The sequence below is a fragment of the Nitrosovibrio sp. Nv17 genome, from assembly GCF_900119085.1.
Lineage (GTDB): Bacteria > Pseudomonadota > Gammaproteobacteria > Burkholderiales > Nitrosomonadaceae > Nitrosospira.
The window spans coordinates 65,325-78,362 of record NZ_FPIQ01000008.1; the positions used below are offsets into that span (position 1 = coordinate 65,325).

The window sequence follows — 13,038 nt, forward strand, 5'->3', positions numbered from 1 at the left end:
GCTACAGCGAGTTTCGGGAAAACGATAGTTCGACAGATTGCTGTGATGCAGGTGTTGAAACGGGTCGCCATTTCTGCGCTTCAGAGGAGCATGCGCTGGCATGCTTCCGTCCGCGAACGCGGCCCGTCAGGTCATTTCGGCCTAGGCTTCCATTTTCTGACTAGGATTCGTTGTGCATATACTGATTATTGAAGATGACCCCGCAATTGCCACCAATCTCTACGATTTTCTGGAGGCACGCGGACACAGTGTCGATGCTGCGGCGGATGGCATCACCGGTCTCCATCTTGCGGTCACGCAGCAGTTCGATGGCATCCTGCTCGATATTCGCCTCCCCGGCATCGACGGCATCACGTTGTGCCGGAAGCTTCGTCAGGAGGCGGATCTCGATACGCCCGTGCTGATGCTGACGGCACGCGATACCCTGGCGGACAAGCTGAAGGGCTTCGATTGCGGGGCCGACGACTACCTGGTCAAACCGTTTGCGCTGAAGGAAGTCGAGGCGCGGTTGGTTGCCATGCACAAGCGCAGGAAAGGAAAGGTGACCAGCCGGGTGCTGGAGACCGATGATCTCGTCTTCGATCCGAAGACGCTATCGATACGTTTTGCCGGCATAGGCGTCAAGCTGCCGCCCAAGTGCATCGGTCTGCTGGCGGTGATGATGGGTGAGCCCGGCCGCGTCTTCAGCCGCAAGGAACTGGAATCTGAAGTCTGGGGGGACGTCCAGGAAACCAGTGATACGTTGCGCAGCCATGTGCACGAGTTGCGTCGCGCGCTGACCCGGGCCGGGGGATACGATCCCATTGAAACCGTCCACGGCCTTGGATATCGCCTGGCTACGCGTGCTCGGACTTAAGCGTGGTTTGCGCCTGCGCGTCGCGCTGGCGTTTGCGGTTTTCTGTATTGTGGTGGTCGGAACGCTCGGAATCAGCCTGTATATCGCCTCAGACGACATTGAGGAGGCGCACATCGAGCAGATCGTCGAGACCGAGATGATCTATCTGCTCCAGCGCTATCACGAGCGCAGCGACTTCGTGCCGCAGGTCGGTTCCAGCCTCGAAAAATACATCGTTCGCAGCCCCGCCGAGGAAGCCAGGCTGCCATCCTATCTGCAGGGGCTCAACTACAGGCATCACCGGGTTTTCCGCGGGCCGGAGGAGATGCGCGTCTCCGTGCGCCATCTCGATGGAGTGAAGTTCGTGGTGGCCTATGGGATCCGTCTTCATGACCAGCGGCAGCGGGAACTGCGGCTGTTGATTGCGCTCAGTCTGCTTTCAGTGGTCGGCGTCGCGCTCGTGGTGGGATACCTGCTTGCCGGGCTGCTGGTCAAACAGGTGACCGATCTTGCCGAGCAGGTCAGGCACCTGGCGCCGGGGGACATACAGAGCGCGACGCTCGTGCAGTCGGGACAGGACGAAGAGGTGGCCCAGCTCGCCCAGGCGCTGGACGACTATCAGAACCGCATCAACCGCATGCTGCAGCGCGAGCAGGAATTCACGGCGAACGTGAGCCACGAACTGCGCACGCCGATCACCACGATTCTGACGAGCTGCGAGCTGCTGGCCACGGAACCCAATCTTTCCGAGCGGGCGCGGGCACGCGTGGGCATGATCGAGGCCGCGGCCACGCGCATGGGCGAGCAGTTGCAGGCGTTGCTGTTCCTGGCGCGCGAACAGGCTCTGGGCATCATGGAGTCGGTCATCATCATCGACTGCGTCTATGATGCGGTGGAACCTGTATGCACGGAGATCTACCGCAAGCGCCTGACATTCGAGGTGGACGTGGCACCGAAGACGGTGCTCACGTTGAACCGGCAAGCGCTTCACACTGCGCTGGTGAATCTCTTGCGCAACGCTGTGCAATACACCGAGCACGGCTTTATCCGAGTGAACTTCAACCGGAACCGCCTTTCGATCATTGACTCCGGCATCGGCATCGAACCTTTTTACATTCCTCTCCTGTATGAGCGTTTTTTCCGCGGATCGGACAAGGGTGAAGGACTGGGGATAGGGCTTGCGATCGTCAAGCGCATTTGCGACTACTACGATTGGCGCATCGAAGTGGAAAGTACGCCCGGTTGCGGTGCAACCTTCCACATCATCTTTCCCGAGACAATGCTCGAGCCGACCTGAACGCTGCCCGTCTCGTCCACACCGTCCGTCCCTTCCTTCTCTTCTTCCCCTTTTTCGAGGTCGGCACTGCTCGCGGCCGAAGCGTGCAGGACCGGCTCCATCCCTACAAAAACCCTATGTTTGTAATAGGATTCCCTCATTAATTCTTCACAGAGGCTATGTTAGATTCATAGCTACACGTATGGGCGTTTTTTCCGCGGATCGGACAAGGGGGAAGGACCGGGGTTAGGGCTTGCGATCGTCAAGCGCATCTGCGACTACTACGATTGGCGCATCGAGGTGGAAAGTACGCCCGGTTGCGGTGCAACCTTTCACATCATCTTTCCCGAGACAATGCTCGAGCCGACCTCAACGCTTCCCATCTCTTCCACACCGTCCGTCCCTTCCTTCTTCTTCCCCTTTTTCGGGTCGGTGCTGCCAGCGGCCGGTGCGCGCAAGACCGGCTCCACCCTTACAAAAACCCTATGTTTGTAATAGGATTCCCTTCACGAATTCTTCACAGAGGCTATGTTAAGTTCATAGCTACATGGTGAAGAAACTGGATGGAGCAAGGCAGTCGATCCTGGATGCCGCAGTGTATCCTGATTCCGTCCACAGGTGCGCTTCACGGTTTGTCGGTCCAGCAGAGATGCAAGCAATGAGGACGATCGGGCCTGCTGGGTGGAATGTTTCACGCCGGGGATTCTGGTCTTTTGATGACATCGATCCAGAAGACTCATGAAGAGGAGCAGATTATGCCAGCGGTGATCGGGAAGGGCGGAAGTCTACAGAAAGAGGGGGCGAGGATCGAATTGATCAAGGATGCCTCGAGGAAGCTTGCGGGCGCCGTCGCGGAGGAGGTGGCTATCCCCGAGAAAGACCGGGTATCGCAGGAAGTCGCCCACTCGACGAGGGAAGGGGCGGCCCCGCTCTTCGACGAGCATAAGGTCGTCCACGACCTGAAGCACTATCTGCCCTGCCAGGCTCCGCTGAAGAACTTCATCCATCACAATACGCTGCATGCATTCCAGAACCTCAGCTTCCACGACGGCATCCGCCACGCACGAAAGATATTCGGTTACTTCGCAACGCTCGAACTGGGCGAGTACAGAGCGCTCTACGAATCCAACCGCATCCGCAAGGACATTCTGGAAAGAGTCATCGTCGAGCGCAAGGGAGTGGATCATCGCGACGCGTGGATGAAGAAGGTGCTGGAGCAGAAATATGACGACTCCATCTCGCCACGTATAGGAAAGCTCAGGCAGCAATGGAAGAATCGGTATCCCATCGATCTGGACCTGATGGTGCATCCGCTGCTCTTTCGCATACTGTGCAGTTATCTGGATCAGGGTATCTCGATATGGGGTTTCCCCATCGGACACAAGGGATTTCTGGCCGCCATCAAGGAGATGGAGGAGAAAAGCTTTACGAGTTTCTTCAAAACCAAGCGTGCCAAGAAACTTCTCGTTACCGGCAATTGCGAAATGAGGGACCTGTTGGGACTGCTGGTAGGGGACGAATCACTGTACGAGCAATACCTGTACGATCAGCAGTTCTCCCATCCAGGCTGGTCGGGCATGGTGTCGGCCGTGGAGGATCAGCCGGACTCGCTGTTGAATCAGAAGATCGTGTCGGTCCGCGATCTGGTGATTTTCGAACTGCTGCTGGAGATCGATGCGCTCGATTCCTATTTCGGGGAGGACTGGCTTCCGCTTGGCAGCATTCTGGAAGAACGGCCGGTCGCGCTCTTCGCGGATGTGCCGGAAACGGAGGTCGACGAGGTCATTTCACTTTGGCACGAAGCCTTCGAGTGGTCGTATTACGACCAGGTGCTTACCGGCATCGCGTTGCAGGACAAGAAGTGGGAGAGAAAAATCGAGAACAGGAGCTTTCAGACATTCTTCTGCATCGATGACCGCCTCACCTCGTTCCGTCGCTATCTCGAGCAACTCGATCCGGATTGCGAGACCTTCACCACCGCCGGATTCTTCAATGTCGAGTTGTACTACCAGCCGGAAGATGGAAGATTCTATACGAAATGCTGCCCTGCACCCGTATTCCCGAAGTATCTGGTGAAGGAAACCGGCAACAGGCAGAAGCGCAAGAAGGAGGTGCACTTTTCCAAGGTTTCTCATTCCCTGTTCCAGGGATGGCTCATTTCTCAGACGGTGGGGTTCGTGTCCGCCCTCCGGTTGGCACTCAACGTCTTCAAGCCCTCCGCGATGCCGGCCATGGCCTCGTCGTTCTCCCACATGGACAAGGTGTCGAGCCTTACCATCGAGAACAAGGACCCAAGCGATACAGAGAATGGATTGCAGATCGGGTTCACCATTCCGGAAATGATTCAGCGGGTCGAGGGTGTGCTCAACAGCACCGGCCTCAACGGCGTTGCCAAGACCTTTGCTCCCATCGTCTACATCGTCGGCCATGGCGCATCCAGCGTGAACAATCCGCACTACGCAGCCTACGATTGCGGAGCCTGTGGCGGCAGGCCGGGCTCGGTCAACGCCAGGAGCTTCTGCTACATGGCGAACCACCCCAAGGTCAGGGAAGGATTGGCCGAAAGGGGCATCCGGATTCCGGCTGACACGCAGTTCCTGCCCGGCCTGCATGACACCACCCGGGATGAGGTCGCTTTCTTCGACGAGGATACGCTATCACCCGAGAATCTGGCGCGGCACACGAGGAATCACCTCGTTTTCAACGAGGCGCTGGATCTGCACGCAAAGGAAAGATCGAGAAGGATGGTGTCCATCGACACCAAGATGAGCGCCAAGGAAATCCATGAGGAAATCCGCAGGAGATCCGTCTCGCTGTTCGAGCCCCGGCCGGAACTCAACCATGCGACCAATGCGGTCTGCATCGTCGGCAGGCGCAGCCTGTCCGAGAACCTGTTTCTCGATCGGCGAGCCTCCTCGAGTTCCTACGATTATCGGACCGACCCCGAAGGCAAGTTCCTCACGATTTCCATGGGTCCCATCGCGCCGGTCATGGGCGGTATCGACCTCGAGTACTTCTTCTCGCGGACGGACAATCACAAGATGGGCGCCGGAACGAAGCTGCCGCACAATGTCATGGGGTTGTTCGGCGTGGCGAACGGCAGCGATGGCGACCTCAGGACCGGCCTGCCGAGTCAGATGATAGAGGTGCACGACCCGGTGCGCCTGCTGGTCATTATCGAGCACTATCCCGAAGTGGCGTTGAAGGTGATCAAGGCGGCTGCGGCGAACTACTCCTTTTACGAGAACAGCTGGGTGCATACCGTGGTGGTCCATCCGGACACGGGGGAACTGCACCTGTTCAAGGATGGAAATTTCTCCACCAAGTACAAGCCCCTGCTGCAGGAACTCGAGACCATCTCGGACATCTCGAAGTTGATGGAGTCCGCCAAGAAGGCGGAATTCATGGATATCGTGGAAGCCACACAAGAGAATCTACCCGTCTATTTTCTTGACAAGGCAAAAGAATGAATGTCCTGCTCACTTCCCTGTTACAGCTGTTCATCTTCATTCCGATCATCGGGTTCATCGTCAGCCTGCTCATTCCGAAGAGGTATGAGGAAGCGATTTCATGGACTGCCTATCTCACGACGGGCGCCCACATGGTGCTTGCCTGGGTGTTCCTCGTCCTGTGGCTGATAGAGGGCCATCCAACGTTCCAGACGGTCGATCTCATCCTCTATCATACGGAACGGTACACCTTCTTCATTTCGTTCTATTTCGACAAGATCACCGCGACCTACCTGTTCGTCGGTACCTTCCTGACCTTCCTGGTGACAGTCTATTCCAGATGGTATTTGCATCGGGAGAGTGGCTACAAGCGGTTCTTCAACACCATACTGTTCTTCTACATCGGATACAACATCATCATTTTCTCGGGTAACTTCGAGACCCTGTTCATCGGTTGGGAGATATTGGGCATCACCTCGTTCCTGCTGATCGGTTTCTATCGGATACGCTATCTGCCGGTGAAGAATGCTCTGAAGGTTTTCACGGTCTTCCGCGTCGCCGACCTGGGGCTGATACTGGTGATCTGGATGAGTCATCATCTCTGGGGCGAGAACATCACATTTTCCAAACTGATGCATCCAGATCTGATCGACCAGGTCACGCTGGGCCATCCAGAGCTCAGCATTCTCATCGCCCTGATGCTGGGACTGGCCGCCGCAGTGAAATCAGGCCAGCTTCCATTTTCGTCCTGGGTTCCCAGGGCGATGGAAGGCCCCACCCCCTCCAGCGCCATCTTTTATGGCTCGCTTTCGGTGCATCTCGGAATATTCCTGCTGCTGAGGAGCTATCCGTTCTGGGAGAATCAGACCGCTGTCGTGGCGCTGGTGGTCGTCATGGGGATACTGACCAGCATCATCGCCACCCTGATCTCGCGTGTCCAGTCTTCCATCAAGACGCAGATCGCCTATTCCTCCGTGGCGCAGATTGGCATCATCTTCGTCGAGGTGGCGCTGGGCTTCTATGATCTGGCCCTGATCCATACCGTCGGAAACGCATTCCTGAGAACCTATCAACTGCTGGTGTCGCCATCGGTGGTGACGTATCTGATACGCGACCAGTTCTACAACTTCGTTCCGCGCCAGTATATCGACAAGGATTCGACCTCCAAGCAGATCGAGTACTCCGTCTACATGCTGGGAGTGAAGGAATTCAACCTTGATTCATTCATGTACGTCTTCTTCTGGGATCCGGTCAAATGGATCGGCCGGAAGCTCAACTTCGTGCTGTCGGGCAGCACAGGGCTTGCCATCGTCACATCGGCCCTTTTCATCGGATTCGCCTGCCTGGCCTACAAGCAATCATTGCCGCAGACATTGCTGTCGATCCTGCCTTCCCTGTTCGCGATCATCGGCCTGATAGTCGTGCTCAAATCCTTTTCGGAGAGGATGAATCCGCAGATTGCCTGGCTGTATGTGATCCAGAACCACCTGTGGATGGCTCTCGCGATCGGATTCTCCGATCAGGTGGCGATCCATGAAATCATCATCTATGTGAGCGGCGTGATCGTTTCCGGAATCGTCGGCTATATATGTCTCAACCAGCTGAGATCGGCCGAGCACAACGTCGATCTGAAGGAATGCCAGGGCCATATCCACGAATATCCCGGGCAGGCCTTCATCTTTCTGATCGCCTGCCTCGGGCTGATGGGTTTTCCCATTACGCCATCGTTCCTGGGGATAGACCTGATCTTCACCCATATCCATACGGACCAGATCGTCTTCGCGTTCATTCTTACCCTGAGCCTGATCATCGTCGGGCTTTCGCTGGTGAGGATCTATTCGCGCGTCTATCTTGGTCCCCATGTCAAGACCTATCATGCGATTCCGCTGAAGAATTCCTGACGAATGGAGGAGCAAGAATGGAGGAGCAAGGATGACATAGTGATGCGCGGACAGTAACGCCGCTTCGTGGCCCCGATGATCCGATCCGGAGAACGAGGCCGATCCTGTAGAGGATGAAGAGCATGTGCTTTCCCTCCAATGGAGGGATGGCACAAAGGGGGCAGTTCGCGCCGAATTTCAGGAAACGCGGCCAGCGGCCCCGGGTCTACCGAAAGACGAAGAGATTCGGCCCGACGGCAGAGCGCCGGGAAACGACCGATGCAGAGAGACGGCGCCGCGAACGCAAAACATGGAAGGCTATACGTTATCGAGGGGATCCTGCAGAAAATGAATGCTATCACACATATCAGTATCGTGGCGCATGAAGCCCCATGCCGCATGTGGACGGGTACACGCCTGCCAGCCTGTTTCATGTGGGAATATCCGCCCCGTGCCGCATGCTACATTCCTTCCGGATGAATCCGGTCATCATGTGCGGATAATGAGCATGAGTTCCATGAATCCAGGTGTCCGGGACCCACAACCAGGGGATTTCAAATTCAATTCAAGGGAAGCTTTCTCCGATGAGCGCTACGATCAATAGTACCAAGCTGGCGGTGCCCAAAGACGGCCTGTCCGGCATGCTGGAAAATCTCCGCTATGATTTCATGGCCGGGTTCTTCGTTTTTCTGCTGGCGCTGCCGCTCAGTCTGGGCATCGCCAAGGCAGGCGACTTTCCGCCGGCGATGGGCGTCCTGACCGCCATGATAGGCGGTCTCCTGGTGACGTTTTTCGCTGGCTCCCAGCTGACCATCAAAGGTCCCGCGGCGGGTCTGATCACCATCGTCGCTGGATGCGTGGCGGAAGTCGGGGGAGGGCCGGAGGGATGGAAGCTCGCGCTGGGGGTCATGGTGGTGGCGGGTGTGCTGCAGGTCACCATAGGGCTCATGAAGGCAGGCTCGCTCAGCGACTTTTTCCCGCTGTCCGCCGTCCACGGGATGCTGGCCGCCATCGGGCTGATCATCATCTCCAAGCAGGCGCATATCCTCCTGGGAATCGATCCTGCGAGTCTGGCAGGAATGGGTCCGGTGGCGTTGTATGCGCACTTGCCGCATTCGCTCATGAATCCGAACGGGCCGGTTGCGATCATCGGAATATTGGGTCTGATCGTCCTGTTCGGCATGCCGATGCTCAAGTTCCCCCTGCTGAAAAAGATCCCGGCCCCGATGGTCGTTCTGCTGATTTCGATTCCGGGCGCCATATTCCTGGATTTCAAGTCGACCCAGCCGGCCCATATTCTCGTGCATATAGGGGAATTCTGGTCGGAAATGGGCTTCAATGCCGACTTCTCGGCGATAGGGACGGGGGCTTTCTGGAAATACGTGATCATGTTTCTTCTGGTGGGCAGCCTTGAGTCATGCCTGACCGTCAAGGCGATGGACAGCCTGGATCCATGGAGGCGCCAGTCCAATTTCAACAAGGATCTGATTGCCGTGGGGGCGGGCAACACCCTTGCCGCGGTGGTGGGAGGATCTCCCATGATTTCGGAAGTCGCCCGCAGTTCGGCCAACATCAACTTCGGTGCACGTACCCGTTGGGCGAATTTTTTCCATGGCGCCTGTCTTTTCATATCGATGCTGTTTCTGATACCGGCGATCGAGCTGATTCCGAACGCCGCACTGGCCGCCATGCTCATCTATGTGGGGTACCGGCTGGCGTCGCCGCACGAGTTTTTCAAGACGTACAAGATAGGAAGCGATCAACTGACGATATTCCTGGTCACCATAGGCGTGACGGTTGCGAGTGATCTGCTCATGGGCATCGGAGCCGGCATCCTGGTGAAGTTCGTCTTTCACATGATAAATGGCGCCTCTCCGGCCAATCTCTTCAAGGCACGCTATCAACTGCGGGAGAGCGGCGGCCAATACTTCATGGATGTGCAGGACGCGGCGATATTCTCCAATCTGATCGGTTTCAAGAAGGCGCTGGCGACTTTCCAGCCGGGAAAGAAGATCACACTCGACTTCCATCAGGCCACGCTGGTGGATCATACCTTCATGGAATTCCTGGAGCACTTCGAGGAGCAGTACGTCGAGAAAGGAGGAGAGGTGACGATCACGGGCTTCGATCGCTTCGAGCCTTTTTCCGATCATCCTCTGGCGGGAAGAAAAGTCCGCAATCAGAAGGTTGGAACGACCAATACCCTCACAGGGTAAAGGCCGCGGTCAAGGGTGCGTTGTTCTGGCACAAGCGCCGAGGGGAGATGCGGCAGTTCGAACCCCTCGGCACCTTTCAGTGCTGCTCATCTTCCGCCTGCTGACGCTTGCAGCGGATCGGCGATCGAACCGGCGGAGCCGTTCGTCGTGCGGACCTGCCAGCGCTCAGCGAGGCGGCCAGCTTGCGATAGATATCGAGGCGTTTCGCCTCGATTTTTTTTTCGCGCATCGCCTCGACCAGCATGCAGCCCGGTTCTTCCACGTGTCGGCAATCGTTGAATCTGCATCGGCCGAGATAGGGATGGAATTCCATGAATCCCCGCACCAGATTCTCATGGTCCAGGTGCTGCAGGCCGAATTGTTGCATGCCGGGAGAATCGATGACACGGCTGCAGTCATCCAGGAAATAGAGTCGCGCATGAGTCGTGGTATGGCGCCCGGCATCGAGCGACACCGAGATGTCCGCGGTCGCGCGTTCGGCATCGGGTACCAGGGCGTTGATGAGTGTGGATTTGCCCATGCCGGATTGGCCTACCAGCACGCTGAGGTGCCCATGCAGATAGGGCAGGAGCGGTGCGGCACTGTTTCTGGCGCTGAGCGGGATCAGGGCGTAGCCCAGCCTGCGGTAGAGAGAAAGCGTCTCGAATGCCGTCCGGGTCGATTCGGCGAGATCCGCCTTGTTGAGTACGATCAGCACCCTGATACCCTGGCTTTCGGCTGCCACGATGCATCGATTGATCCATTCTTCGCTGAAGCTGGGAATCGCGGCCACGACGATGATCGCCTGGGTGACATTTGCCGCGATGAGTTTTTCTCGCCAGGCATCGCTGCGGTACAGCAGCGTACGACGGGGCAGGATGGTCTCGATGACGCCCTCCTGCGTGCCCGTGAGTTGAATTTCCACCTGGTCGCCGCACACCGCTCCGCCCTTGCGCCCGCGCAACACGCACGCCACGGCGGGATGCGTGTCCGTGTTTGCGAGCACCCGTCTGCCGAACGCCGCCACAACCTCGCCGGAGACGAGCGATGCGGCCGGAAGGGGGTGCTGCAGCTTCAAATCCTGGACAGTGCGTCGATCTTCGCGGCACAGATGAAGTCGTTCTCCGACAGCCCTCCGATGGCATGGGTCGTGTACTCGACCCTGCAGGCACTGTAGCCGACGGAGAGATCCGGATGGTGATCCTCCCGATGCGATATCCACGCGATCGCATTGACGAACGCCATCGTCTGATAGTAATTGGAAAAACGGAAGGTCTTGGCAATCTGCCTGTCGGCAAGCTCCCATCCGTCGAGCCGTTCCGCCAGGGCAGCGGCCTGCGCCGGGGAAAGGGGAGGCACGCCGCCCTCACAGGGCCGGCATTGTTTGGAGGCAAGGTCGTTGACGATTGTATTCATGGGTTTCTCCGAAATGAATGGTCGCGGCGCAAGTCAATTATGCGCCAGGTTCTGCAGTCGTGCGATGCGTATCGTCGCGGGCGGGTGGGAATCATAGAATGCCGAATGCAGCGGATCGGGCGTCAGGGTGGCGGCATTGTCCTGGTAGAGCTTGACCAGCGCCCTGACGAGATCGCCCGCGGAGGCATGGCGGGCCGCGTATTGGTCCGCCTCGAATTCATGGCGGCGCGAGTACAGGCTGGCGAGCGGCTGAAATGGAAAGGTGAAGACGGGTATGGTCAGAAAGAACAGCAACAGCGCCATCGCGGTCGAGGGGACGGCGGCCACGTGGATGCCCAGGCCTTCATAGAACCAGCCCTGCTGCATCAGATATCCCAGCAGCCACAGGAAGATCAGGCTCATGAGGAACGACCAGGCGATGCGCTTGATGACGTGGCTGTGGGAGAAGTGTCCCAGTTCGTGCGCCAACACCGCCTCGACCTCGGCTTCGCTCAACCGGGTGAGCAGGGTATCGAAGAACACGATACGCTTGGTTCTGCCGAAGCCGGTGAAGTAGGCATTGCCGTGGCTGCTGCGGCGCGATCCGTCCATCACGAACAGTCCGCTGGACTGGAAGCCGCACTTCTGCAGCAGTCGCTCGATGCGCTGCCGCAGCGAGGCGTCCCCCAGGGGCGTGAAGCTGTTGAACAGCGGAGCGATCCAGGTGGGATACACGGACAGAATGAGCAGGTTGAACCCTGCCCAGGTCAACCAGACGTAAATCCACCAGGCATCGTCCATCCGCTCCATCAGCCACAGCACCGCCCATAGCAGCGGCACGCCAAGCAGCGCGGCCAGCAGGACGCGGCGGGCGAGATCCCTCAGAAACATCGCCGGCGTCATCTTGTTGAAACCGAATCGTTGCTCGATCACGAACGTCCGGTAGTAGGCGATCGGAAGCTGTGCCAGGCTCATCAGCAGCAGGGTGCTGACGATGAGTGCCATGCCCTGCAGCAACGGAGCGTCGAACCGTCCCGTCCAGAAACCGTTCAAGGCATTCAAACCTCCGCCGAGGGTGAGCGCCAGCAGGAGCATCGCCTCGAGCAGGATGCCGACGCAGCCCAGGCGGGTTTTCGCGCAGGTATAGTCTGCCGCTTTCCGGTGTGCGTCGAGATCGATGTGCGACGCGAAGTCTGCCGGCACCCGGTTGCGATGCGCGCGCACATGCCGGATATGCCGCGCAGCCAGCCAGGTGCGTGTGCCGAAAGTGAGCAGCAGCGCGGCCATGAACGTAAGAGTGAAGGTTTGCATGGAAGATGACTGTGCCAGAGAAACCGATCCATCTCAAGGGTGACGTGTCACCCCTTGGTATGACACAATTGGGAGCCTGGGATTCCATAAACAGAATGAACAAGGTCTCTTCGACTATGGCACAAGACAGCGGCAATCTGATCTGGATCGACATGGAGATGAGCGGGTTGAGTCCGGAGAACGACCGCATCATTGAGGTTGCGCTGGTCATCACCGACCCCCGGCTGGAGGTGCTGGCCGAAGCGCCGGTGCTGGTGGTGTCGCAACCGCAGGCGGTGATCGACGGCATGGATGACTGGAATAAGTCCACCCACTCCAAGTCGGGCCTGATCGACAGGGTCAGGGATTCCAGGCTGGACGAGGCCGAGGTGGAAGCGCGCATGCTCGCGTTCCTGCAGGCGCATGTCCCGGCCGGGAGCTCGCCCATGTGCGGCAATTCGATCTGCCAGGATCGTCGCTTCCTGGCTCGCTGGATGCCTCGGCTGGAAGCCTACTTCCATTACCGCAACCTGGACGTCAGCACCCTGAAGGAACTGGCGAAACGCTGGAAACCGGGGATCCTTTCCGGCCTCGTCAAACAGGGTCGGCATGAGGCGCTGGCGGACATCTATGACTCCATCTCCGAAATGAGATACTACCGCGAGCACTTAATCAGGCTGTAGCCGTTGGCGGATCGGCCCGGCAAAGCGGATTGGCC

General features: G+C 57.9%; 10 protein-coding genes. 6 read left to right on the forward strand and 4 right to left on the reverse strand.

What is annotated here, in order from left to right; translation table 11 throughout:
* The first annotated feature begins 172 nt into the window (after nt 1-172).
* Both BT108_RS06525 and BT108_RS06530 read left to right on the forward strand, forming a co-directional pair.
* Nucleotides 173-856 (forward strand): response regulator transcription factor, encoded by a 684-nt coding sequence (locus BT108_RS06525; protein ID WP_072293733.1) that lies wholly within the window; start codon nt 173-175, stop codon nt 854-856.
* Nucleotides 804-2,132 carry a sensor histidine kinase gene (locus tag BT108_RS06530; RefSeq protein WP_255369643.1) on the forward strand — a complete coding sequence of 443 codons (1,329 nt, stop codon included), beginning with the start codon at nt 804-806 and terminating at the stop codon, nt 2,130-2,132. The genes BT108_RS06525 and BT108_RS06530 overlap by 53 nt, the downstream gene beginning before the upstream one ends.
* Nucleotides 2,133-2,443: 311 nt before the next feature.
* Here the strand turns inward: BT108_RS06530 and BT108_RS14150 are convergent, their stop codons facing one another.
* Complete coding sequence (locus BT108_RS14150; RefSeq protein WP_255369644.1) at nt 2,444-2,569, reverse strand: hypothetical protein; 126 nt, start codon at nt 2,567-2,569, stop codon at nt 2,444-2,446.
* Nucleotides 2,570-2,866: 297 nt separating this feature from the next.
* Between BT108_RS14150 and BT108_RS06540 the strand changes: the two genes are divergently transcribed.
* The 3 genes from BT108_RS06540 to BT108_RS06550 all read left to right on the forward strand — a co-directional run bounded on the left by BT108_RS06540 (nt 2,867) and on the right by BT108_RS06550 (nt 9,656).
* Complete coding sequence (locus BT108_RS06540; protein ID WP_072293736.1) at nt 2,867-5,581, forward strand: YbcC family protein; 2,715 nt, start codon at nt 2,867-2,869, stop codon at nt 5,579-5,581.
* Nucleotides 5,578-7,461, forward strand: a complete 1,884-nt coding sequence (locus BT108_RS06545; RefSeq protein ID WP_072293737.1) for a proton-conducting transporter transmembrane domain-containing protein — start codon at nt 5,578-5,580, stop codon at nt 7,459-7,461. Before BT108_RS06540 ends, BT108_RS06545 begins: the two co-directional genes overlap by 4 nt.
* Before the next feature lie 563 nt (nt 7,462-8,024).
* Complete coding sequence (locus tag BT108_RS06550; RefSeq protein WP_072293738.1) at nt 8,025-9,656, forward strand: SulP family inorganic anion transporter; 1,632 nt, start codon at nt 8,025-8,027, stop codon at nt 9,654-9,656.
* Nucleotides 9,657-9,732: 76 nt separating this feature from the next.
* Here the strand turns inward: BT108_RS06550 and rsgA are convergent, their stop codons facing one another.
* Genes rsgA through BT108_RS06565 form a run of 3 tightly spaced genes read right to left on the reverse strand, consistent with a single transcriptional unit; the run spans nt 9,733 to nt 12,341 of the window.
* The gene (rsgA, locus tag BT108_RS06555) at nt 9,733-10,713 is read right to left on the reverse strand and encodes a ribosome small subunit-dependent GTPase A (RefSeq protein WP_255369645.1); all 981 of its coding nucleotides are present in this window, start codon (nt 10,711-10,713) and stop codon (nt 9,733-9,735) included.
* The gene (locus BT108_RS06560; RefSeq protein WP_072293739.1) at nt 10,710-11,051 is read right to left on the reverse strand and encodes a 4a-hydroxytetrahydrobiopterin dehydratase; all 342 of its coding nucleotides are present in this window, start codon (nt 11,049-11,051) and stop codon (nt 10,710-10,712) included. The genes rsgA and BT108_RS06560 overlap by 4 nt, the downstream gene beginning before the upstream one ends.
* 33 nt (nt 11,052-11,084) lie before the next feature.
* On the reverse strand, nt 11,085-12,341 hold the full coding sequence (locus tag BT108_RS06565) for a M48 family metallopeptidase (protein WP_072293740.1): 1,257 nt from the start codon (nt 12,339-12,341) through the stop codon (nt 11,085-11,087).
* A gap of 116 nt (nt 12,342-12,457) precedes the next feature.
* On the opposite strand from BT108_RS06565, the gene orn reads away from it, so the two are divergent.
* Nucleotides 12,458-13,003, forward strand: coding sequence for an oligoribonuclease (orn, locus tag BT108_RS06570; protein WP_072293741.1), 546 nt, complete (start codon nt 12,458-12,460; stop codon nt 13,001-13,003).
* The last annotated feature ends 35 nt before the right edge of the window (nt 13,004-13,038 follow it).